This is a genomic window from Desulfosediminicola ganghwensis, assembly GCF_005116675.2.
GTDB classification, from domain to species: domain Bacteria; phylum Desulfobacterota; class Desulfobulbia; order Desulfobulbales; family Desulfocapsaceae; genus Desulfopila; species Desulfopila ganghwensis.
On the sequence record NZ_CP050699.1, the window covers coordinates 4,185,742 to 4,210,507 of the forward strand.

At 48.8% G+C, this 24,766-nt stretch carries 19 protein-coding genes; 14 read left to right on the forward strand and 5 right to left on the reverse strand.

Translation table 11 applies throughout. The features are described 5' to 3' along the window. Positions 1 to 312 precede the first annotated feature (312 nt). From FCL45_RS17855 to meaB, 8 genes are all read left to right on the forward strand, one after another. Positions 313 to 1,860, forward strand: a complete 1,548-nt coding sequence (locus FCL45_RS17855; protein WP_136798369.1) for an acyl-CoA carboxylase subunit beta — start codon at positions 313 to 315, stop codon at positions 1,858 to 1,860. Positions 1,861 to 1,875: 15 nt separating this feature from the next. Continuing rightward, positions 1,876 to 2,283, forward strand: a complete 408-nt coding sequence (locus FCL45_RS17860; RefSeq protein WP_136798370.1) for an OadG family protein — start codon at positions 1,876 to 1,878, stop codon at positions 2,281 to 2,283. Positions 2,284 to 2,295: 12 nt separating this feature from the next. Beyond that, positions 2,296 to 2,697, forward strand: a complete 402-nt coding sequence (locus FCL45_RS25025; protein WP_136798371.1) for a biotin/lipoyl-containing protein — start codon at positions 2,296 to 2,298, stop codon at positions 2,695 to 2,697. Positions 2,698 to 2,772: 75 nt separating this feature from the next. Further along, positions 2,773 to 3,936, forward strand: coding sequence for a sodium ion-translocating decarboxylase subunit beta (locus tag FCL45_RS17870; RefSeq protein WP_136798372.1), 1,164 nt, complete (start codon positions 2,773 to 2,775; stop codon positions 3,934 to 3,936). A 280-nt stretch (positions 3,937 to 4,216) separates the two neighbouring features. After that, the gene (locus tag FCL45_RS17875; protein ID WP_136798373.1) at positions 4,217 to 4,813 is read left to right on the forward strand and encodes a TetR/AcrR family transcriptional regulator; all 597 of its coding nucleotides are present in this window, start codon (positions 4,217 to 4,219) and stop codon (positions 4,811 to 4,813) included. A gap of 85 nt (positions 4,814 to 4,898) precedes the next feature. Next, positions 4,899 to 5,303, forward strand: a complete 405-nt coding sequence (gene mce, locus FCL45_RS17880; RefSeq protein ID WP_136798374.1) for a methylmalonyl-CoA epimerase — start codon at positions 4,899 to 4,901, stop codon at positions 5,301 to 5,303. A 185-nt stretch (positions 5,304 to 5,488) separates the two neighbouring features. Further along, complete coding sequence (gene scpA, locus FCL45_RS17885; RefSeq protein ID WP_136798375.1) at positions 5,489 to 7,633, forward strand: methylmalonyl-CoA mutase; 2,145 nt, start codon at positions 5,489 to 5,491, stop codon at positions 7,631 to 7,633. Positions 7,634 to 7,729: 96 nt separating this feature from the next. Then, positions 7,730 to 8,710: a methylmalonyl Co-A mutase-associated GTPase MeaB gene (meaB, locus tag FCL45_RS17890; protein WP_136798376.1), complete on the forward strand. Its 981-nt coding sequence runs from the start codon at positions 7,730 to 7,732 to the stop codon at positions 8,708 to 8,710. A 61-nt stretch (positions 8,711 to 8,771) separates the two neighbouring features. On the opposite strand, the gene FCL45_RS17895 is transcribed toward meaB, so the two are convergent. Next, positions 8,772 to 9,845 carry an AI-2E family transporter gene (locus FCL45_RS17895; protein ID WP_136798377.1) on the reverse strand — a complete coding sequence of 358 codons (1,074 nt, stop codon included), beginning with the start codon at positions 9,843 to 9,845 and terminating at the stop codon, positions 8,772 to 8,774. 112 nt (positions 9,846 to 9,957) lie between these two features. After that, entirely contained in the window at positions 9,958 to 12,030 is a 2,073-nt protein-coding gene (locus tag FCL45_RS17900; RefSeq protein ID WP_136798378.1) for an AsmA family protein, read from the reverse strand. 197 nt (positions 12,031 to 12,227) lie between these two features. Between FCL45_RS17900 and FCL45_RS17905 the strand changes: the two genes are divergently transcribed. The 3 genes from FCL45_RS17905 (at position 12,228) to FCL45_RS17915 (ending at position 14,810) form a co-directional block, all read left to right on the forward strand. Further along, the gene (locus FCL45_RS17905; RefSeq protein WP_136798379.1) at positions 12,228 to 12,758 is read left to right on the forward strand and encodes a HupE/UreJ family protein; all 531 of its coding nucleotides are present in this window, start codon (positions 12,228 to 12,230) and stop codon (positions 12,756 to 12,758) included. A gap of 317 nt (positions 12,759 to 13,075) precedes the next feature. Then, positions 13,076 to 13,495 (forward strand): hypothetical protein, encoded by a 420-nt coding sequence (locus FCL45_RS17910; RefSeq protein ID WP_136798380.1) that lies wholly within the window; start codon positions 13,076 to 13,078, stop codon positions 13,493 to 13,495. A 247-nt stretch (positions 13,496 to 13,742) separates the two neighbouring features. Further along, on the forward strand, positions 13,743 to 14,810 hold the full coding sequence (locus FCL45_RS17915) for a fumarylacetoacetate hydrolase family protein (protein WP_136798381.1): 1,068 nt from the start codon (positions 13,743 to 13,745) through the stop codon (positions 14,808 to 14,810). Positions 14,811 to 15,088: 278 nt separating this feature from the next. Here the strand turns inward: FCL45_RS17915 and FCL45_RS17920 are convergent, their stop codons facing one another. Continuing rightward, a complete protein-coding gene (locus tag FCL45_RS17920) occupies positions 15,089 to 16,246 on the reverse strand; it encodes a BamA/TamA family outer membrane protein (RefSeq protein ID WP_136798382.1) in 1,158 nt (385 codons plus the stop codon). 59 nt (positions 16,247 to 16,305) lie between these two features. Then, positions 16,306 to 16,881: a lipid-binding SYLF domain-containing protein gene (locus FCL45_RS17925; protein WP_228721359.1), complete on the reverse strand. Its 576-nt coding sequence runs from the start codon at positions 16,879 to 16,881 to the stop codon at positions 16,306 to 16,308. A 605-nt stretch (positions 16,882 to 17,486) separates the two neighbouring features. Here FCL45_RS17925 and FCL45_RS17930 point away from each other — a divergent pair. From FCL45_RS17930 to FCL45_RS17940, 3 genes are all read left to right on the forward strand, one after another. Further along, positions 17,487 to 18,425, forward strand: a complete 939-nt coding sequence (locus FCL45_RS17930) for a PP2C family protein-serine/threonine phosphatase (protein WP_136798383.1) — start codon at positions 17,487 to 17,489, stop codon at positions 18,423 to 18,425. Between the two features lie 221 nt (positions 18,426 to 18,646). Then, the gene (locus FCL45_RS17935) at positions 18,647 to 20,350 is read left to right on the forward strand and encodes a GH3 auxin-responsive promoter family protein (RefSeq protein WP_136798384.1); all 1,704 of its coding nucleotides are present in this window, start codon (positions 18,647 to 18,649) and stop codon (positions 20,348 to 20,350) included. A gap of 20 nt (positions 20,351 to 20,370) precedes the next feature. After that, positions 20,371 to 22,473 carry a serine/threonine protein kinase gene (locus FCL45_RS17940; RefSeq protein ID WP_136798385.1) on the forward strand — a complete coding sequence of 701 codons (2,103 nt, stop codon included), beginning with the start codon at positions 20,371 to 20,373 and terminating at the stop codon, positions 22,471 to 22,473. A gap of 342 nt (positions 22,474 to 22,815) precedes the next feature. On the opposite strand, the gene FCL45_RS17945 is transcribed toward FCL45_RS17940, so the two are convergent. Then, a complete protein-coding gene (locus FCL45_RS17945) occupies positions 22,816 to 24,510 on the reverse strand; it encodes a PAS domain S-box protein (protein ID WP_136798386.1) in 1,695 nt (564 codons plus the stop codon). Positions 24,511 to 24,766: the final 256 nt, after the last annotated feature.

A 24,766-nucleotide genomic window follows, 5' to 3' on the forward strand; every position in this document is an offset into this window, starting at 1 on the left:
TGTTAAACACAACATCAAGAGTATACAAATGCGCTGGAAGCCTTCAGGGCCGCCCCTTCCTCTCTTCTCCGGCGCAGCCCGGCCAGGGTCTTCCGTACCGCCCCAGCCACAATTTTCTGATACATACACACCATATATATGGAAGACAGTCCGGTATCCGCATCTCGCTGCGCATCTGTGGCTACCCCCTGCAACAGGGAAATGGACCTGAAGTCCCCCGTAACACCCCGCGCTTCTGCCGAAGTAGTGGGTAAGACACAATTGCACTACCATTCCGGTCAATAAAAGTCAGAACTCAAGGGAGCATATATTATGGCTTTTGAGAAAATTGAACAGCTGCGGAAGAAAAAAGAAAAACTTGCTCTTGGTGGTGGCCAGGCCCGCATAGACAAGCAGCATCAAAAAGGCAAAATGACGGCCAGGGAGCGACTCGACTATCTCTTTGACCCCGGTTCTTTCATAGAACTGGACGCCTTCGTCCGTAACCGTTGCACGAATTTCGGTATGGACAAGATGGAATTTGAAGGCGAATCCGTTGTAACGGGCTACGGCATGGTCGACGGAAGGCTGGTCTACGCTTTTTCACAGGATTTTACGGTTACAGGCGGTGCCCTGGGCGAAATGCACGCCACAAAGGTCGTTAAAGCCATGGATGCTGCGCTCAAAGTCGGCGCACCCATTATAGGATTAAACGACTCTGGCGGCGCCAGAATCCAGGAAGCGGTAGACGCGCTTTCCGGCTATGGCGACCTCTTTTTCAGAAACGCCACGTACTCTGGCGTCATCCCGCAAATTTCAGCAATAATGGGACCGTGTGCCGGTGGTGCAGTCTACTCACCTGCACTTACTGATTTCGTATTTATGGTAAACAAATCGGCTCAGATGTTTATTACCGGCCCCCAGGTCATTAAGACGGTTACCGGTGAAGAAGTGAGCCCGGAAGAGCTTGGCGGAGCAATGACCCATAACTCCATCAGCGGTAACGCCCATTTTATTTCTGAAACAGACCAGGACTGCATCAACGAGATTCGACGCCTGCTCAGCTATCTGCCCTCGAACAATATGGAGCATGCCCCGATCTTTGAATCTGAAGATGACATCAACCGCATTATCCCCGAACTTGACACCCTGGTTCCTGAAAATCCAAATAAGCCGTATGACATCATGGATGTCATCACCGCAATAGTTGATCAAGGCGAATTTCTCGAATACCAACCTTATTTCGCCAAGAACATCGTAACGGGCTACGCCAGGATAAATGGCAGGTCTATAGGCATTATCGCCAATCAACCCAACATGATGGCAGGCTGTCTGGACATGAACGCCGGTGACAAAGCTGCACGTTTTATCCGCACCTGCAACGCGTACAATGTCCCACTGCTCACCTTTGTTGACGTACCCGGATTTCTGCCAGGAACCAATCAGGAGCATGGCGGAATTATCAGGCACGGCGCCAAGATACTCTATGCCTACAGCGAGGCAACAGTTCCCAAGGTAACAGTGATCACCAGAAAGGCCTACGGCGGAGCCTACGTCGCCATGTGCTCCAAATCACTTGGTGCCGACATGGTCCTGGCCTGGCCAAGCGCAGAAATCGCCGTCATGGGTCCTGATGGTGCGGTAAACATCATTTTCCGTAACGAGATCAACAAAGCAGAAAACAAAGAAGAAACCCGGCAGCAGCTTCTGACAGACTACCGGGCTGAGTTCGCCACCCCGTACAAGGCGGCCGAACGCGGTTTTGTGGATGATGTCATAGAACCCGGCTCCAGTCGTCAGCGGATCATTGATGCCTTCAACATGCTCGAAGGCAAAAGGGAAACACGACCGCCGAAAAAGCACGGCAATATGCCTCTGTAAAACAAGGAGCATTATATGGACACTGTCGAATTGCTCACCAAATTTGCCGACCCGGAAGCCATGCGCGCCCTGACAGCCACTCAACGTCTGCTGGCAGGGCTTGCCACCACCATTCTTGGTATGGGCATTACCCTGGTATCACTGATCCTGGTACAGTTTGTCATCACTTTGATGGCGAAATTCACTGCGCCTCAACCTGTGACTACAGAACCGGTGGAGCCTACCGCCGAAACCGGAACGGATGCGACACAACCAGACCAGCATAAAGATGAAGAATTGGTAGCAGCAATAACCGTTGCGCTGGCCATGCAATTGCAGACCGCCACCAGCAATATCGTCATCAGGAACATCAAGCGGCGCGAAGATCGCACCCCTGCGTGGAGCAAAGCCGGTTTGGCTGAACAAATGAATATTAATTCTTAGGAGTGGTCAATAATGAGAACTTTTCGAGTAATTGTTGGTGGAAACGAGTACGAAGTTGCCATTGAGGAGATTACGGATAAGGCTACAATTGCCGCTCCCACAGAGAGCCGAAGCACGCCGGCTCCCAAGGCGAATACTGCACCTTCATCAGGTAAGCCCGCTGCATCTCCAGCCAAAGCTGCACCCAAAGTGCCTGCAGGTGATGGGACTATTCTGGCAGCAATGCCCGGAACCATAACCGAAGTGCGGGTTAACACCGGTGATCAGGTTAAACGCGGTGACACTTTGATGATTCTTGAAGCAATGAAGATGGAAAACGAAATCAAAGCTCCCATAGACGGCACTGTCTCCACAATAGAAGTTAGTAAAGGTATGGCGGTGAACGCCGGGATGGCTCTTTTGGTTCTAGCCTGAGTTGCGCTTATGACGACCTGCTCCACCAAACAAATCGGTTCATCCGATTAACCCGATTAACATTGGGGGTTCGCAATGCTGAACGCACTACTGAATTTCGCACACAGTACAGGTTTCTACGGTCTTACCTTTGGCCATATCATCATGATCCTGATCTCTTTTGTGCTGCTCTATCTAGCTATTGTTAAAGGCTTTGAACCGCTGCTGCTGGTTCCCATCGCCTTTGGCGTGTTACTGACCAACCTGCCCTTTGCCGGCCTGATGGCAGAACCGGTAATGGAGATTACCGAACATGCCGCCCATACCGTCGAGCCGGGAGGTTTGCTCTACTATCTGTTTCAGGGGGACCACCTTGGCATCTTCCCACCTCTTATATTTCTTGGAGTGGGCGCAATGACCGATTTCGGACCGCTTATCGCCAACCCCAAGTCTCTCCTGCTCGGTGCGGCTGCCCAGTTCGGAATTTTCATCACCTTCATCGGCGCTATCGCATCCGGACTATTCACCGCCCAGGAAGCTGCTTCCATCGGTATTATCGGCGGTGCCGACGGACCGACAGCTATCTTTTTATCATCCAAGCTAGCGCCGCATCTGCTCGGGGCCATCGCGATTGCAGCCTACTCATATATGGCGCTTGTCCCTATCATCCAGCCGCCCATTATGCGCTGGCTCACCAGCAAGGATGAAAGAAAGATTCGCATGACCCAGCTTCGCGAGGTCACCAAGAAAGAGAAAATCCTCTTTCCAATCATCGTCACTCTGGTTGTATCGCTTATCGTGCCACCCGCTGCAACCCTGATCGGTATGCTTATGCTCGGCAACCTGTTCCGGGAATGCGGTGTGGTCAGCAGACTTGAGGATACCTCCAAAAATGCACTGATCAATATCGTCACAATCTTTCTGGGGGTGACGGTTGGTGCAACCGCCACAGCAGAAGGTTTCCTGAACGTGAAGACTCTGGCGATCCTGGGTCTGGGCATCATAGCCTTCGGTATAGGCACCGCCTCAGGCGTATTGATCGCCAAATTAATGAACAAGTTTCTCGATGTGAAAATAAATCCGCTGATCGGCTCTGCCGGTGTCTCAGCCGTGCCAATGGCAGCGAGGGTTTCCCAGGTCGTGGGCCAGAAAGAAGAACCATCAAATTTCCTGCTCATGCACGCAATGGGTCCAAACGTTGCCGGCGTAATCGGTTCGGCAGTTTCCGCAGGCGTTCTGCTCTCCCTCTTTGGCGGCTGAAACCTGTGCAACCTAAGCCTTTACAGCATTTAATGGTCGTTCTTTTTTGTTGCAGACCAAAAGTATATGCATTACAAGCAGGTAGAACTTTGTCTTATATTAAAGTCTTACATGATGTATCCTACAGGTTTGGTCGTAAAATCAGCAAGTTAAAGCAACATCATTTCTTTACATACATACTCCGTAGACGCGATCGCCTTCCCCTCTTTCTCTTGTGCATTGTGCACCGGGCAAGCATCCCTATGGATCAGTTAATACAAGAAAAAGGACGGCAGTAACAATGGCAGAAGAACTCAATCCTGACATCCAACGAAGACTGGAAAAAGCTGTACTGGAGGTTTTCTCTCACTCCGATTTCCACAAGGCAAGCATCCGCGATATTGCGGAAAAAGCCGGTGTCAGCTTTACCACCATCTACAAACACTACGATAGCAAGGAACGATTGGTCTTTGCTTTCGTAGACATCTGGATGGGCAAGCTGACAGACCGGATTGTCGATCACCTTCAGGGCATCGAAGACCTGAAGGAGAAGCTGCGCAAGGTTTTCTGGCTGCAGCTCGACTACTATGAACGTCACGAAGGTTTAGGCAGAATCGTCTTTATGACCCTGCCCATGAAAACCTGGATGGCGGATGAAACATTTGAGCAACGCAGGATGATGAACCTGTTGATCAATGTGCTGCAGGAAGGACAGAAAGAGGGTGTACTGAACAATGATGTTCGGGCGGGTACCTTACTCGACTTCCTCATGGGTTTTGTGCAGCGCAGCTTTTTCATGTGGATACTTCGCGGCAAAAAAGAGAGCCTGGCAGGTCAGGCCAATGTGATGTTCGAAATGGTTTGGCGCGGAATGGCGAACCCACACGAAAAGAAATAGGCTTCATCCTCCTTTCAAAACAAGCAATGATCGGGTTGTCCGTATTATGCGGACAACAACACTGAACACTTTTGGGAGGCGCACCATGAAAATTTTGAAGATTGATCATCTGGGAATTGCAGTCAATTCTATCGATGCCGGTAAAACATTCTGGTCAGATGTTCTTGGACTCGAATTTGAGGGAGCGGAAACCGTAGAAGAGCAGAAAGTTACCACCGCATTTTTCCCTGTTGGGGATAGTGAAGTTGAACTTCTTGAATCCACCTCACCCGACGGCCCTGTGGCCAAATTTATCGAAAAGAAAGGCCAGGGATTTCAGCACATAGCCTTTCGCGTCGAAAATATCGAAGAAGCTCTCGAAGAACTGAAAGCTAAAGATATTCAGTTGATCGACCAGAAGCCAAGGATCGGCGCAGGTGGTGCTAAAATCGCCTTTTTGCACCCGAAAGCCACCGGCGGCGTACTGGTTGAACTCTGCCAGCGCGACTGATAACTATATAATACATTTATTGAAGACAGTGAGAGAGTAGGGAGTGTCTTCAATCAGTATCTGAATTTTTCATCCTGAAACTGTTGCTGTCCGTTACCCATCCCACAAACACCGCACCTCAGTTTCAGGGTGAGAAGTTTTTGTTGCTTACATCGGCTTCAGCCGAACATATAAAGGAGCACACCATGTCAGTACATCCCGATAAGGCCAAATGGGAAGAGGCGGCAACCAAGCTACTCAAAGGTAAGTCACCGGACTCCCTGAACTGGGCAACACCTGAAGGAATTACCGTAAAACCACTTTACACGGCAGAAGACCTGGAAGGCGTCGAATCCGTCAATACGCTGCCGGGAATGGCACCATATGTGCGTGGGCCGATGGCCACCATGTATGCGGGACGCCCCTGGACTATCCGCCAGTATGCAGGCTTTTCCACTGCCAAAGAGTCCAACGAGTTCTACCGTAAAGCACTTGCGGCCGGCCAGAAGGGCCTTTCCGTGGCGTTTGACCTGGCCACCCACCGTGGCTATGACTCTGACCATCCCCGTGTTGCCGGTGATATCGGTAAAGCGGGCGTGGCCATCGACTCCGTTGAGGACATGAAGATCCTCTTTGATGGCATTCCGCTGGATAAGATGTCGGTATCCATGACCATGAACGGCGCGGTCATTCCAATTCTTGCCGGCTACATCGTCGCTGCCGAGGAACAGGGAGTGAAGCACGAGCAGCTTTCCGGTACCATCCAGAACGATATTTTAAAAGAGTACCTGACCAGAAACACTTATATTTATCCACCCGAGCCCTCCATGCGGATTATCTCCGACATCATGGAATTCTGCTCCAAGAATATGCCGCGCTACAATACCATCAGTATCTCCGGCTATCACATGATGGAAGCCGGTGCCAACTCGGTACTGCAAACCGCCTTCACCCTGGCGGATGGTGTTGAATATGTTCGCGCTGCCTTGAAATCCGGTATGGATGTAGACACCTTCGCTCCACGCCTGTCGTTTTTCTTCGGCATCGGCATGAACTTCTTCATGGACATCGCCATGCTGCGTGCCGCCCGCTTTCTCTGGCACCGGTTGATGAGCCAGTTCAACCCGACAAACCCGAAGTCTTCCATGCTGCGTACGCATTGCCAGACCTCCGGCTGGAGCCTCACCGAGCAGGACCCGTATAACAACGTAATCCGTACCACTCTCGAGGCAATGAGTGCGGTTCTGGGCGGTACCCAGTCACTGCATACCAACTCATTTGATGAAGCTATCGGCCTGCCGACCGACTTCTCTGCCCGCATTGCCCGGAACACCCAGATTATCATCCAGGAAGAGTCCGAGGTAACGAAAGTTATCGATCCCCTCGGCGGATCCTACTATATCGAATCCCTCACCGCCTCCATCGTCGAAGAAGCGCAGAAGATCATCGACGAGGTTGAAGAGCTCGGCGGCATGGCCAAGGCCATCGAATCCGGTATGCCGAAAATGCGTATTGAAGAATCTGCCGCCAGAAAGCAGGCACGTATCGATCAAGGCAATGATGTTATCGTGGGCGTAAATAAGTATAAACTGCCGAACGAAGAGATTGATTTCGAGGTACGTGAAGTACCGTCGACTGTTCGCGATGAGCAGGTAGAACGCCTCAAGCAGATCAAGGCAACCCGTGATTCCGCAGCTGTCGAAAAAGCTCTTGCACATCTCAAAGATGTCGCCCAAAATGGTGGCAACCTGCTTGAGGCCTCCTTGCCTGCGGTTCGCGCCCGAGCAACCCTGGGAGAGATCTCAGACGCCATGGAAAGCGTATTTGACCGTTTCACCGCCACCACCCGCTGCATCTCCGGCGCGTATGCCTCTGAATACACAGACAACAACAAAGACGTGATCGACGCCCTTCGCAAACGTACAGAAACCTTCATGGAGAAAACCGGACGCCGGCCAAGAATGCTGGTCACCAAGATGGGCCAGGACGGCCATGACCGCGGCATCAAGGTTATTGCCAGCTCCTACGCTGATCTCGGTTTCGATGTGGACATCAGCCCGATGTTCCAGACCCCTGAAGAGGCAGCCAAGATGGCAGTCGAGAACGATGTACACATCGTCGGCGCGTCAAGCCTTGCCGCAGGCCACAAGACCCTTGTTCCTGCTCTTATTGAAGAACTCAAAAAACTCGATGCAGGCGATATTATCGTAGTCGCTGGCGGCGTTATTCCTCCAGGCGATTATGAGTATCTCTATGAAAAGGGCGTTCGCGCAGTATTCGGTCCAGGTACCCCGATTCCTGAGTCTGCCGACAAGACCCTGCAGCTTCTTGAGAAAAAATATATACAATGATGTGGAGGAGGTTTATCATACCGGGATAACCTGCTTTCCCTCAGGGCACGTACTTGTACGTGCCCTTTTTCTTCCAATTGCTGATTTGAGCACACTATGCAGATAGACATTGAAGCCCACATAAAAGGCCTTGAGAGTGGAAATCGGCGAATGCTCGCCCGTACTATCACCCTGATTGAATCAGTATTGCCTGCCCATCAGCAGGCCGCCCGTACCATCATCGATCGGCTGCTGCCGCGTACCGGCAAAAGTGTTCGACTTGGGATTACAGGCGTGCCGGGTGCCGGGAAGTCTACTTTCATAGAATCTTTCGGGACAATGCTGACCGGCATGGGCCACAAAGTCGCGGTGTTGGCCATCGATCCCAGTTCCACTCGCAGCGGCGGCTCCATATTAGGCGATAAAACCCGTATGGAAAAACTGTCTATTGATCACAATGCCTTCATCCGGCCCTCGCCTTCCGGCGGTAATCTCGGTGGCGTGGCCCGTAAGACACGTGAAGTAATGCTGGCCTGCGAGGCGGCAGGATTTGATGTGATTATTATTGAGACAGTGGGAGTCGGCCAGTCAGAGACCACGGTCGCGTCCATGGTCGATTTTTTCATGGTACTGATGATCGCCGGGGCTGGAGACGAGTTACAGGGCATCAAAAAGGGTGTGCTTGAGGTGGCCGATACAATCGTCATCAATAAAGCAGACGGTGATAATATCAGTCGCGCGGAAGCTGCCCAGAAAGAATACCAGGCTGCCCTTCATCTCCTGATGCCGCACAGCCTTAACTGGAATCCACCAGTGCTCACCTGCAGTTCGCTGCGTTCAACCGGCCTGGATACGATCTGGCAGACCATCCTCGATCATAAAGAAAAGCTCACAGCCTGTGGTGAACTCGAGGAGAAGCGGAAAAACCAGACTCAGGACTGGCTCACCTTCCTGCTCAATGAAGGACTTCGCGACTGGTTTTTCCAGCTTGACGAAGTGAAAAGCACTCTGCCGCAGTTGAGAAACGAGCTTGCAGAAGGCACCCTCTCCCCCACCGCGGCCGCCACGGAATTACTGCATCTTCTTCGAAGACATTGAAGAACTGCAGCAGCAGACCGATTTGGGCCGGAATATCCCCTTTATTCCGGCAGTAACATCCTTATTCCTGCTGAGATTCTCTTTTTTCGACCTCTTCCAGCCTCACCAGCACCTCTTTATTAGAACCCAGGAGTATACCGAGCCAGGAAGTGGATTCGTGTTCAGACAAGGCAATCTTTATCGCCATGGTCAGCGGCACAGACAACAGCATACCGATCGGCCCCAGCACCCAGCCCCAGAAAACCAGAGACAGGAAAACCACCAGGGCAGAAAGGCCGACACCTCTTCCCATAACTCTCGGTTCGATGATCGAGCCGATTATGACATTGACGAGCAAAAAGCCGATACCAGTTGCCGCGGCATACCCTACCCCCAACTGCACCAGCGCCAACAGGATCGGTGGGATCGATGCGATCAGTGAACCGATATTCGGTATAAAATTGAGCAGAAAAGCCAGCAACGCCCAGAGCACCGGAAAATCCACCCCCAGGAACTGCAGCAAGATATAGACAAGAACTCCTGTCGCCAGGCTGGTGGTTGATTTTATCGCCAGATAGCGGTTCACCCCTTTGGTTATCGCGGTATAACTGTCCAGTGCACCATATTTCCCATTACGGATCAGGCGTATTTTTAAAGGGATTGCTGCGCCCTCAAGAATCAGAAAGGTGAACATTAACAGAATCATGAACGCATTTTTTAAAATACCGCCCACAGAATTCAAGGTACTGGCCACCAATCGCATCAACCTGCCGGGATCAAAGATATCGTCGAGGATAGATTTATCTACCGTGAGACCATAACCTTGCAGCCACACCCAGCCTTCCCCAACCATTGCGCGAAGTCTCTCCTGATAAAGTGGGACCGAGCGTGTAAAATCGGCAACAGCCGTGCCAACCAGAAGAGCAAGCGCCACCCAGGCACCGACCACCACTACCAGGATCAACAGTAACCCAAGCAACTCGGGAACACCTTTTTTTTCCAGCCAGATGAGCAATGGCAAACAGACCACCGCCAGAAAAACTGCCAGCAAAAAAGGCACAACCAAGGCGCCTGCAGCCTTGATACCCGCTATGGTGACTACAAAAGCAGCAAAATTCAAAAGACCACGGCCGCCAGCCTGAGGTAAAGATGTCATAAATTCAATCCGTTATTTTGAGATAATCAGGCGCATAGAGTACCCTATCACCAGCTTGAGATCATTTTAGAATTGGTTAAATTTCGTTTTCCCCATTGCAAAGCCGTTTTTTTCAGTTACAGCCCGGTACCTGAATATCATCTCTCGCCTCGGCCCCTAACACCATATTACAGACGTCAGAGCCATCTTCCGGTATTTTTACGGTTACAATCTTTTTCAAGGGGGTAAACACCGGACTGGTTAAAAACCTGACAGCAGAACCCAGAACTCCTCCACCCGCTACACCAACTTTCACTTCGTCAAACCTTCCTTTAATTTCTATTGGAGTGGCGACATTGAAGTACTCAGCTTTTTTGGGTGTTGGCTGGACGAGCAGATTGAGTGAATTGTTTGCGAAATCGATCGTACCGCTCCCGCATATGCGTATTTTCCCGGTGTCCACAAACAGAACATCAGAGGTTAGGATCCCATCCTGCACACTCCACCTGCCAACCGCGCAATTGACTTTTGAACTGCTATCCTTCGTGCTTGTCAACATGGCGGTAACCAGATTCACCGCCCAGAGATCCACTGCCCCTGCTTTGATATTTTTCATCTGACCCGAGAAATCAAAATGCCCGGTGCCGCGCTCCAGAACCGTGTCCAGGGTGCTGGCAGTTGCCTGCAGATCAACATCCAGATTTACCAGCCCTCCCATCTCTGTCTCTGGGTCTTTTCTCCTGGCCAGTACTCCGATATCAAAATTGGCTATTTTCGCTGAAAGCGTCGCATCCGAATCCCGGTAGCCTGGTTTCAACGAGGCTTGCAAGGTTATGCCTCCGCCTGGGACATTCAGTTGCAACGGTTCGATTGCCAGTCTTCCTTCTTTAATGGTCAGGCTCAAAACACCCTTACCAAGCTCATCACGACCTGATCGTACGGACTGTGCCTGAATAATACCAAATGAGTCTATATTCTTCAGAACTTCCGGATCTATCAACCGCCTTAAAACCTCTGCGGATTCTTCCTTTTTTTGCTTTGGAACTTCTGAAGCATCATCTCCATTATCATCCCGTTCACTCCCACGGAACCACGACCAATCCTGAAAAATAAAATCATTGAGCTGTATCATAGGTGATTCAAGATTCACCCCCACCTCATACAATTCACCTCTTCTGGTTACCAATATATTCCCGCCAAGACTGCTGGAGCCGGTTTTTATCATGGCATCTGTCAAATGAAAGACATTATCGGCCAGACGCAGTGCGCCGGAGATTTCAAAGCTTGCGAAAGGTGGGAGGTCAAATTGCACAAGAGTATCCAAAGTACTCAGATCTTCACCGGTAACTGTTGCCTCAACCGCCAGTTCCTTGTGGCTCTCTGACAGGTTCACCGCACCCCGCAGGTCGAAAACCGTCTCGGCTATAGCGAGCTGTAACTCCGTCCAGGTGAACTCATCTTCGATTAACTCTTCAAGTGAGGCAAAGGATACCTCAAGAGAGTAGGCCTGGCCAACCAACTCTCCATCCATCCGTAACTGGGCAGGCTCTCCGGCCAACATTGTTCCAACACATTGCTCTACACGAAATTTTGGCTCCATGTGATCGCTTTCTTTTGACCCCATCCCTGCTTCATGGACAAAGAAGCTGATATCCTGCATCTTCAATTCCTTTACAACCAGGCTATCTTTTCGCAAACGTTCTGCCCTCGGTGGCCTTTGCTGATCTCCCACGCCGGCATCCTGGTCATTCACCTCTTTGCTCTGTTTTTCCTGTTTTTCACCTGTCTCCTCCTTAACCCAGTTGACTCGGCCATCGCTGGTTTCTTCGAGCGTTACTGTCAGCTCGTCCACCAAAATCCTTGAAAAGTAGATTTTCCATTCCAGCAAAGGCAGCAGTTCAAGTTCCAATTCCGCTGAACCCAGATACATAAAAGTATCTGTTTCAAATACTTCAGGATTACCTATACGTAATCCTTTTATTGCAAACACGGGATGCAATGAGGTTTTGAGCTCTATCGTTTCCTCTATGGCGACCGGACGCTCAAGCAGGTTCTCCACTGCAAGCTCAATTGGAGCCTTCACCGCCGTTAGCGGCAACGGAATCCTGAACAGGGCCAACACCACCAAACCTAACAACAGGAACAAAACGGTAAAGAAAAACAAGTATATACTTAAGCGAATAAACCTCAGAACAAGTGAGCTCATATTTGCCTCGCATGTGGTCAATATTCAATATATTAGAGATAGAGACCCTCTTCTTCACCAGCAACAAATTCACCAGAGAACCACATCTCACTCCCATTAAATCTTGTTTTCTCCAGCATGGTACGAAATAATAGCAACAGCACCTAACCAATTCTAGCAGATTATAGTCAATCAGTTAACACGCAGGAATTAACAGAATGACATCACTCTATGGAGAATCAGTGCTCTTCCTATTCAGCCCTGAGGGAGTCCTCTCTCTTATCATCTTCCTGTTTTTTAGCTGTCGCACTCGTCCATCTGCCAGTCACAACACATTGTGCATACTCGCTTTCTGCTGGCTTACAGGCAGTGCTATCGCGCTTTTTTCTCCTGTCGAACTGCTCCCTCCCCTTGACATCCTGTACCTGTTGCCTGCAATCTCCCTGCTTGTTATCGGTGCCCTGCTTGCCTTTGATGTGCAACTCTCTGTTCTGTCCATTACGTTTTTTGCTTTCAACTTCGGCTTCTTGCACGGATTTTCCCATGGCCTAATACTCGGCAATAACTTCACCCAACTGAGAGTCTTTGAGCTATTAGCCGTCCCCACCGCTATCTATGGTGCCGGTGCGCTTATAAACCGACTTATGCGGCATGTCGCGTCCCCAATTTTTCAAATCACATTTCGAATTTTTGGTGGATGGACTGCAACTACAGGAATACTGATGGGTTGTATCGTTATGTATGGATAATGATTACAACGGCACCTGCCGATCATTGAAAAGATCTCGCAATACGATGTCAGCACCTGAATCATTGGACCTCACGCATTCATTACCTGGCAGCTTTTGATCAGGATTTTGAATATTGGCAGGTTAAATAAAAAAACTATCAGGCCTAATTACCCAGGGGACTTCATTTCACACGACTAATCACAAGACACCTAACTTGCACAGAGCTGTAATGTCTTTATTTCACTAGCTTTTAAAAGCATACAGAGTAATAACGACATAGTTGTAAGAAAATGTACAATTGCTTTTTATTACATATGTTTATCCAGGAGTTCGTGATGAAGAAATATATACTGCTATTAGGGTTGATTCTGTTTGGGAGTGGTTGCGTAAACCAGGCCAGAACGATGAAGGTGGAAATTGACAGTTCTCCGGTAGCCAACAGCACGGCAACAGTCATCCTTTACCACCAATCCAATTACCAGGAAGGATTTCTTAACGAATACCCGATAACGGTTGATGGCTCCCTGGAAGGAACAGTAATCGCGGAACAACCGCTAAAACTAAGTCTTAACGAAGGCATCCACACCCTGCTCACCAACAGCTTTGGCCTGAAATCTAAAGGGGTGACACAACGATTTAAAGCCGGGAAAGTCTATTTCTTTTCTGTTCAAAAGAAATACAGTACTTTTTACGACACCCTGGTAATCGCACCAAGTGAGGAAGTACAGTATTACGAAATTATCTCTCACCGGTAAAGTTCACTTTCGCATGGTCTGCGACAAAGGCTCCGCAGCCTTGATCTAACCGGATCGTATACTCTTCGAGGCGATCTACAGGTTTTCATTGCTTACAATTAAAATTCCTCATAAGCTGAGATCCACTCCTGATGATCTGTTACAGCCATTTGACAGCCCAGTCAAGCTCGTATACCCTGTTACCATACCCCTGTAATATCAGACTCTCCAGCCGACCAGGCAACATACCCGATGCCCAGGAGACATCATGACAGAAGCCCAATCCTGCCCTAACGATAAAACTCAGTATCAGCCCTGCCCGCCTGTACTGTTTTTCTGGTTTGCTCTGATAGCAATATCACTGACTACTCTACTGAGTGGCTGCAACACCCCTAAACCCTTTAACGGAGAACCAGTACAACTTGATGTATCAGATGGTCAGTGGCAAACACTGCAGCCTGAAAACATCACGGCAATATACGGTATTGGACTCAGTTATGCTGAACATATCGTAGAAACAGGAAGAACCTGGGACCCCGACACCCCTGCACCGGTTTTTAAAAAATCATTGAATTCCCTGAATACAGGCCAGACTATCGTATATCCCGATCGGGCATCATTTCTGACCATGGCAGAAACTGTCGAACCCGGCCTGGCACGTGTGCTTGAGGAGCGTTTCCCGTATATAAACCCACTTCTTGACTACGAAGTTGAGTTGGGTATGGTCTTGCTTGAGCCCTTCGACCGCAGCCGTATAAACGATTCGAATTATCTGCCAAGGCTCGGATTTGTCCTGGCTGCTGATATCACCGCACGCTCTTTTATGGTACTCGGTGAAGATAAACCGAACCAGAGTGAGTATTGGGGAGCCGCCAAGAGTTTCCCTGGATTTTCGGCTGTCGGTAGCAAGATGTGGATACCAAGTGCGTTTTCCAACGAAACAGTAGTAAATGTGTCACTTGAGACCTGGGTGAACGGGAAACAACGACAGAATGGCAATACTTCAGACCGGGTCTACTCCGCCAAAGAGATGATTGAGTTTATTGCGGCCCAATACCCTGGTGATCCTTTACACGCCGGTACAGTTATAATGACAGGCACCCCTCCCGGTGTTGCCTTCAGGGTGCCGGGCTGGAAGCGTGCTCTCGCCAAAATGTTGGGTCTTAACAGGTTCACTCTGCTGGGAATGGTAATTGAAGCAAATGATAATAATCCCGACTTTCTCATGCCGGGAGACATTATAGGTTTCAACGTCGGTCAATACGACTCGTTGAATTACAAGGTCGTGGGCCAATCCGCCGCTGAGGAAATCACTGGATCAACTGGCAGCAACTGAACATTTACAGCACAAACCACTTTCCCGGCCCTTGCCGGTTTCGCGTCACCAAAGAGGCATTTAGAAAAAATTAAGCGGAGGCATATACCCAATATTGCGAGCCTTAATTTTATCTAAATGACGAAGAGTTGGTTACAAAGGGCTTAGTCCGACAATGGCTTCCCCCCAAACTCTTCGGAATTTCCAAAAAACAATGCTCGCAATATCTAACATATGGTTGTGCTTATTTTTTGAAAATGTCTCGATTTTGACCAAAATCCCTATTATCGGACAATCTCCTAGAACGCCTCATTAATACTCAGATAAAATCCAGCGTCATCACGCCCGATACCGAGATCCGCCCTGAGATTCATACGCTCCTGCAGCTCGAATCGGTACCCCACACCACCATTCGGCAGATCATTTCCATTAAAATCATCGTAGTCTTCACCAATGAATCCCATGCCGACCCAGGCCACCATGCCATGTCTACCTAGCTCACCAACAGAATTTTGAAACTGATGCCGATACTCCAGCAGACCATACATCATAGTCTTATCCCGGAAGCGCCCCCAGGTGTACCCCCGTAAATCGAAAGGACTACCTACCTGGGACATCTCTCCCCATGGTACCTCACCGGTGGTATAACGAGTGCTGATATTCCAGGCCAGGGTTGTTCCCTCACGCCAGAGCGGCAGGTATTGCCGGTATTCCGCCTCAATCACATCATAGTCGTTATCCGAACCCAGTGCCTCCAGGTAATGGGTGGTCATAAAATTCAAATAGATTCCCCGCCAGGCATTCACCGTTACATCGCGCGTATCATAAGAGAGAACGATACCGGCTCCGACATTGGTGTTATCATCGCCGAACTCTTGAAAAGTAGGATCATCTATCATCCCCGGAGCCTCATCGTCTGATGAGGTATGGTTCAGATCAAAAACAGCTCCCAGGAACAGGTCACCGACTGTGCGGAAGGTTGCCACCGGTGTCAACTGGTACCATGTTCTGTCGTATTCGGTTGTCAGAGGGCCGTCATCCACATCAAGACCGTTATCATAGCCGACTCCCCAGTAGTTATCAGGCATATCCTTGAACCAGAATTCGACGTTTACCCGCAGGTTGTCATCGAGCCAGAAAGAGTCGAGAAATGAACTGATAGTCATAGAACTGTTGGTACTGTAAATAAAAAAGGTAGAAAGTGATGACCGAGGCATATTGGGGTTATCCGGCTCCGTGGAAAATGTCAGTAAGCCACCAAGGGCTACTCCAAATTCCATTTCCGGGGTATACATTGGGCCAACTATAGGGGAAAGCACAAAATTGCCTGTCTCTCCTAGCGGGTAACGCAGAAAGTCACCTTCCTCCTTCTCCTCCCCGCCAAGGGCAACCCCCGTCAAACCAACAGTCAGCCACAGCGCCGCCGCTGCTACCGACCCGTTCCTGAAACTGGTCATAACTACCTCTCAAGTCGTTCAGTTAAATCCACTTTTATCTCTTACGCCCTGTCCTTGTACTATTTTGCTACAGCTTTTACCGCTGCCCTGAGTTTATCGGCATGTCCGTTGACAGCATCCCTGCGAATCAGGATATCGGTAGGACTCACTTTTCTGCCGTAATATGCACCATTCAAACCATCTCTGGTTTTAACCACTGCACCATCCAAAGAGACCCCCGCAAATACCCCCTTGGCCCTGGCATACGATATGATGTCTGCAGTCTTGGCCTTGGCTCCAACCCCAACCGGGCCCGCAGCCAAAGTGACATCAGCGCCAAGTTTAAAAGAACTGGTGAGCATGCTCTCCATACCCCTCTCCGTCATGACCATCAGGATGATCTCTGACGACTCCGCCCCAGCCTGCAAACCAATCGAAAGACTCCCCAGGGTATAGAATGCGGGATAACTCCATTGTCCTGTTTTTATATCCCGGGCCAGTAACACTCCGGAGCCGCCTGCACCACCCACCAGAAAGGCACCTTTCAGATTTTGTGGGATTATCAGAACTGCCTGCGCCCTGTATACATTTTTTCTAAACCAGTCCAAATCCGGATCAGCTGTAAAACTGGAGACAACAGTTGTAGATTTTTCCACCAAGGCTTCTGCTTCAGCCTGTTCCTTTGGCTTCGCCTGGCACCAAACTGACACAAAACAATAAATTGTAATGACTGACAATATTATGAAAAACTTTTTCACTGTGCACCTCCCTGAAAAATTGTTTCATAAACCAGCTCATTTTGGCACGTCCCAGGCTGCGCGATCAATCTTGCCTGAGCCATATGCCAAATTCATCACAAGAGCTGACAACCTATCCTCAATTTAAAAAATCTCAAAACACACCTCATTCATGATAGGTCAGCATTACATTTCATGCAAATAACTGTCTCCACTGGTGATGTATCTCCGTCCTCTTTCGCTTTGCAACCATTTGATGGTACTTCGGCCATAAGCACCAGTCGCCGGTTCATGCGGTTGGCAATCAAGGGCAACCCAACCACAATTATCAGGCCATGCAGGAACTGTAAAGGCGCACCTTTTTTCAATTATTTCTTGCCCTAAACTTAACCGTTGCGATACCCTTTCCCTAGCGCAAAAATACAAGGTTCGGGATTTTTTCTGTCACCAATTCCAATATACTTTCGTAATATTTATAAACAGGTAGAGGAGTTATTCATGGTGTTAGAGTTTACGGGTAGGCATTGAAACAATATATCGCATATGCGGATAAGCAGATAGAGGGTGCTCGTTTGCGGCAGGAAGATAGCCTGTTGGTGGTTGAGCACGTCAAACTTGCCGCTGAGCAACCAGGGACACTACTGTTAATCTGTGATGGAATGGGTGGTCACACCTCTGGAGGATTGGCCAGTAAACTGGTCACCTCGACCATAGCGCGAACGTTCCACCAAACCTATGGCACCATCCCACAGAGACTTAAGAGTGCAGCAGAATCGGCAAACGCTGCTATTGCCTCACGTATTGTCGATGATCCCCGCCTCAATGGCATGGGAACCACACTTGTAGCCGCCTTTATCTCCGATTGGAATATCTACTGGTACAGTGTTGGTGACTCCCCTTTATGGTTGATTCGCAACAACCGGTTACGACGCCTCAACGAAGACCACTCCATGGCGGCAATGTTGGACAAACAGCACAACAGAGATGAATTATCTACTGATACAGAATACTTTCATGGACGACATTTTCTCATGTCCGCCATCAACGGTAAAGTACCGGACATTGTAGATTGTCCGAGTCTCCCATTCACGTTGCAGGAGGGTGATCAGTTACTGCTTGCCACCGACGGCATTGAGACACTGAGTCTCTCACGTTTAAACGAAATACTCACCAAGACCTCTCAGCTACCAGTAGCCGGAAGCCTGGATGCTATTTTCGAGGAAATCAAACTTCAGAATCATCCACAACAGGATAATGCAAGCGCAATTCTGGTTCGCATTGGCTCAGGTGCCGACATTGAAAAGCCCCAACTATCCAGACATAGCACTTTGTTACCCGGCAGACTCAAGACCATCCGCAGGACAATCATGCATGGAGTAAAATCGAAGAAAATCATGCGTATTTTTATGATCATAGCTATGATCATAATTGCGGCACTGATAATAATTCGCCTGATAACCTAGCCTGCGAAGCAGTATCATATCATGTTTCAGATGTTGTTATTGAGTACCGGAAGTCTCATCTCCGGCAAGGCACTCATGAAGAGAGAAACGCTACGTGACCGACGAAGCTGTACAGTCAGGAAGTTGTAACAAGAAGTTCTCAAATATATGAGAAATGTGACATAAAACACATTAACCAACGCAAAAACCACCTCATGATTTTAAGCAGGAGGATTTAATATATGTCTATCGCAAGTTTTTTAATCGGATTAACAATCAAAAGATCTGCACAAAGGTTTGAGCAGGCAACCGCTCAACCGATGGTTATGCAGGAGAACAAACTGTTCTCCATACTCACCAGAAATGCGAACACGGAGTATGGGAAAAGATACGGTTTCTCCTCTATCAAAACCATAGAAGAGTATCAAAAACAGGTTCCGGTAATGACATATGAGGATATCAAACATGATATGCAGAGAATCATAGTCGGAACCAAGAACATACTAACCGCTGAAGATCCGGTGATGTTTGCCCAAACCAGCGGTACAACGGGCGATCCCAAATATATTCCCGTTACCCCTTCCTGCCAGGGCCAGGAAACCAGCGACCAGATGCGCGCCTGGACCTACCATTGCAAAAAGGATCACCCGGACATATTGGAGAAAAAAGTGCTCTCACTGGTCTCTCCCGCCGTGGAAGGTCACACACCTTCCGGGATGCCATACGGCTCCACCTCCGGGTTGATCTATAAAAATATGCCTGCACTTATTCGCTCCACCTACTCAATACCTTACGATGTTTTTGAGATCGAAGATTACGGAGCAAAGTATTTCTCCATTATGCGGATCTCCCTGGAGCATGATATCCGCTTTTTGGTCACCGCCAACCCATCATCGGTGATCAAGATGTGTGAAAAGGCCAACAGTCACAGTGAAGAGATTATTCGTGACATCCATGACGGTACCCTCTCTGCATCCTTTCCCATTGGAGCCGCTCTTTTTGAGTCGATATCCAAACGACTCAAGCCCAACCCGAATCGCGCCAAGGAATTGGCTACACTCCGTGATCTTCGCAACGGGGAACTACGCCCTGCTGATTACTGGCCGCAGCTCAGCCTGATAGGCTGCTGGAAAGGCGGTTCTGTTGGTCATTATCTGAACCGCTTCCCCCACTGGTTCAACCCGGAAGGCGGAAAAGAGATTCCTGTACGCGATATCGGCTACCTCTCCAGTGAGGCCAGAGGCTCCATTCCGCTCAGCGATGAAGGCAGCGCAGGCGTCCTTACAGTGGCGACCAATTTTGTTGAATTTGTTGAAGTGGAAAACCTGGAAAGCAACCGCAATAATCCCCAGGCTTGGAATTTCCTTACTCTGAAAGACGTTGAAATCGATCGGGAATACTACATATTCTTCACCACCACCGCAGGCCTCTACCGCTATGACATTAACGATGTGATCAAAGTGGTTGGCTATTACAATGAAACCCCCCAGATCATCTTCTTGAGAAAAGGTCGGGGGATGACCAATATCACGGGTGAGAAGGTCAGCGTCAACCAAATCATCAGCTCCTTCCAGAAGGCCAGTGAGGCGACCGGCATCAGTGTAGACCACTTTAAAGCCGAGGCAGACCACAAGAACAGCCGCTACATTTTCCGGGTTGAGTTCACCACCAGAGTTCAACCGGAGCTCGAACAACAGTTTATCCGTCAACTCGATAATCAGCTCAAATCAGTCAATATCGAATATAAAGCGAAACGGGACTCGCAGCGCCTTGACACACCTCTTATGCATGTAATGCGTGAAGGTTGGTATGAACGGAACCGCAAGCGCATGGTTGAAGGCGGTATGCGTGCCTTTCAGGCCAAAACAGAACTACTCAGCCCCAACGTTCTGGCTACCCAGCAGATCAAGCCGGAACTGGAACGAATAGTGGAAATCGAGCAGTAGGCGTAGCAGGTATTATTCTGATGATCACTAATAAGAGAGTTTTACAGATAAAGGGTGGCACCTATACGCCACAACCAAGCAACTGGATCACTACCGCCAGAATTGTGGGAGTCTCCCTGTTTGTCTTATCCCTGCTGGCTGGCATCGGTTACTGGACCTCTCACGCCGTCCGTGAAGCAATCGTCAATGTTTATGCCGCAAACCTTACCACCATTCTTGATGCGGACGTGGAAGCACTCGATATCTGGGTTCACAACGAAATGAGTTTTGCCAGATCTCATGCCCAGGACCCTCTCATTGCCAGAGAGACCATGGGATTGATCGAGATTCACCAGAAACAGCCGGGGGACACAGACAAGCTCATTAACTCGGAAAGTTTTAAAACTCTGCAGAAACATACCCTGCCAATCCTTGAAGAAAAAGAGTATTGGGGCTATTTCATCGTAGACCGGGCCGGTTACGTTTTAGCGGCAAGTATCCCGGTTCCGTTTACCGGCTTAACCATCAACCCGGAAATGGCTGAAACAGTCGCCAGAGTTTTCAACGGGGAGACAATCGTGAGCAAGCCGCAACTCTCCGGCATTTACCTGCCTGAGATACAGTTAAACCAAAGCCAGCCGATCATGCTCTCCTCAACCCCCATTTTAGCTGCCGACGGAACGATCATCGCCGCCCTTGCACTCGCGCTCAACCCGGACAAAGACTTCACCCGCATTCTCTCTGTAGCTCGAATGGGTGACTCCGGCGACACCTATGCCTTCGACAAAAACGGTTTCCTGATCTCCGATAGCAGGTTTGAAGACCAGTTACGTGAAATCGGTCTACTCCGGGACCTGCCCGATGTCCGTTCAATTCTCGCAATTCAGATTCGCGACCCCGGCGGTAACATGACCAAAGGCTTTACCCCGGAATTGCCGATTGAAGAACTCCCGCTTACCCGCATGGCAGCTTCCGCAGTAGCGGGCAATTCTGGAGTCAATGTCAAAGGCTACCGGGATTACAGAGGAGTCGAGGTTATAGGTGCCTGGCGATGGCTGGATGAATATGGCTTCGGTGTGGCCACAGAAATCCCCAAATCCGATGCATTCAAAGGACATCGACCGGTAATAATTGCTTTTTTCGGCCTATTTAGCCTGGTGATCATCAGTTGTCTCTGGTTTCTCTACTCCGCACGATCTATCCAGCGCCTGCAAAGCAAAATCGACTCCTTCCAACAACTGGGACAATACAGACTCATCAAAAAGATCGGTGAAGGCGGCATGGGCAAGGTCTATCAGGCACGGCATGCACTGCTGAAACGCCCCACCGCAGTGAAATTTTTAAAACCCGATGCCATGGATGATGAAACGGTTGAGCGATTTAAACAGGAAGTGCAGTTAACTGCCAGCCTGAGCCACCCGAACACTGTTCAGATATATGATTACGGTAAAACAGAGGAAGGTATTTTCTATTACGCCATGGAATACCTGAACGGCATCAACCTGGCCCAATTGCTTGAAATAGAGGGCAAAGTACCTCTTGAGCGAGTCATATACATCATTAAACATGTCTGCTATTCTCTGGAGGAAGCCCATAAAATAGGCTTGATCCACCGGGATATCAAACCGATGAATATCATGCTCTGCATGCGAGGCGGCAGATATGATTCACTCAAGGTTCTCGACTTCGGCCTGGCCAAAGAGCTAAACCGGCAAAGTGATCTGACCCTGACCACCCGTCAGGGAATTATCGGAACTCCCGCCTACATTGCCCCGGAACGCTTGAAAGGGACCAGAGAGATTGATATTCGCTCAGACTTCTACTCACTTGGTTCAGTAGCCTACAACCTGCTGTCTGGTAAAGACGTCTTTGACACCGAATCGCCGGTTGAGATCTGTTACCATATTATTAATACCGAAGCTCCCAGTCTCAGCGAGAGATTGGATTATGAGATACCCGCTGAATTTGAACAGCTTATCGCCACTTGCCTCGCAAAAAACCCGGATGAGAGACCAGCCAATGCGGCAGCCATAATCGCCGCTTTGAAATCACTTGAAGAGAAATACTGCTGGAGTGAGGATGACGCCCGACAGTGGTGGCAGGCGAATGAGAAGAGAATTAACGAGTTGCTTCCACCGGGGTAGCTCGTTTGTGAAAGATTCTGAACCGAGATCGTGCTCGGGCGGGCGTGCATACGACAAGACAACCGTTTTAGGTTTTCACTCAATGAGTCGAAAGGATTACATCCGGCACAAATCGTTTCGGATGAGATACGATCTGCCAACCTCAATGCTTGACTGGAAAGTACAATCCTCCACATCCTATGACTGAAATGGAGCAATTTTCGCTTGTATTGGGCTGAAGCTAAACAGGAAGAGTGTTAAATTGTAGGTCTGCTCAAATTGTTAAGACTTGCACGAAAAGTATTCTACGTGTACCAACTCGCAGAGAGTTGGCTCAAGATTTCATCTCCACCCATTTATTCTCTAATCATCATAAAGCTTAATATCAGGGTAAAGTTTTTTGGCGCACACCGGGCAAATTCCGTGACTAAATTGTGCATCAGAGTGCTTTGAGATATATGACTCAATCTGATTCCAGTACCCTCTGTCGTCACGTATTTTCTTACAAGAGGCACAAATAGGTAATAACCCGCTTAAGGCTTTAACCTCTGAGAGGGCTTTTTCCAGTCCTTTTATCAATTTCTCACGTTCTGCTTCTGCCTGCTTACGACTGGTAATATCTTGGTGGATACCTACCATGCATAAGGGTTTCCCCTCTTTGGTCCGTTCAACGACCCTGCCGATTCCATGAAGCCACCTTTCTCCGGTTAGCGGATGTCGGAACCTGACTTGGTTTTCTGATCGATCCAATTTCCCGACGGAAAGATCTTTAATGATACTCCGAACCTTTTCTTTTTCATCAGGATGGATTCTACTCAGCCACATATCAAGGGAAAAATTGTCCGCTTCCTTTCTGGTAAGACCGGTTATTTCAAAGAATTTCTGATTAGCCAAAAGCGTATTCTCATCGACGCGCCATTCCCACACGCCCAGATTTGCGATTTCAGCTGCGATTGAGATTCTTTCCTCTCTTTCCTTTAACGCATTTTCAGTTCGTCTTCTTTTGATACTCTTCCACATACCATCCATGAGCAACGTCAGTTGACGAACATCTGATTCATCGTATTCAGAGTTTTTATTTCCAACACCTGCAACAACCACAATATTCTGACCATCAAAGACCGGGATGTTCATGTGGCGCCTTATCACAACATGACCTTCTGGATATCCTTTTTTGTACGGGTTTGGTGCTTGATAATCATTAGTGACCACGGGTTTCCTCTGACGAACCGCTTCCCCCCACAGCCCGATATCTTTAGTTACGTACTCTATGGGTTTATCGATTATCTCACATTGCTTCATCGCCTCTCTCGACCATGCATACATTGTAAGAGTCGTTTCACTTTCATTCATGAAGGCAAGATAGCCAATTTTACTTTTTGTTAGCCTGATCGCTTCTTCTAAAGAGAAGTCAGCCAATTCCTGCATAGAGACTCCATACATCTGGCTGAGCTCCAAGAGCGCTTCGAGTCTTGATTCGTTCAGGCTCAATGCCTCTTCTATGATTTTTCGCTCTTCGATCTCACTTTTCAGGTTGATAGTTCGCTCTTCGACCTGTTTCTCAAGTTCAGTCTGTGCTTGTAGCAAAGACTCTTCAGCGCGCTTACGATCAGTAATGTCAATATTAACATTTACTCCACAGATTACCGATCCATCGGGCCCCATGAGTGGAAATGTATTGCCCATGCGCCATCCGACCTCTCCTTCCTTGTTGCGGTCATGCCATTCAGATCCAGTAACAATTTCCCCTTTAAAGACCCTTTCAATAATTTGATCAGTGGCTTCCCGGGTCTCTGGAGTTACAATTAATTCATAGGCGGTAGCACCGATAGCTTCAGATTCGGTATAACCATACATGTGCTCTGCGGCATTATTCCAGCTCAAAAATCGACCTTTCTGATCAAATGTGAAACAGGCAATGGGCATGTGTTGAAACAATACCTGATATTGTTTTTCATCTTCATCTGCAGGCTGGTCTACACCCATATGAACAGCAATTTTTTTCTCTAATTCCTTTACCTTTTGTTCCAATTCTTCATATGTCGGTTTTTGGTTCATCAGAACTTTCTCCAGAACAACATGTGAAAACGTCAATAACCACACAAATCCTCGAAACTGAATGTCGTTGTTGTTAAGTATAGCACCTTATCACACAATCAGTGATATCCCAGAAATTCCCTGGATATTTCAGCCAAGTTTATTTGCTGGATACGTCAAAGACATAATTGAAGAGCTGAATCCAATTAAGGCAGCCGACAGGGATGTTTAGACCAGGAAGGGCAGCAGATTGCCAAGTGTAACCTTCACGAGGACT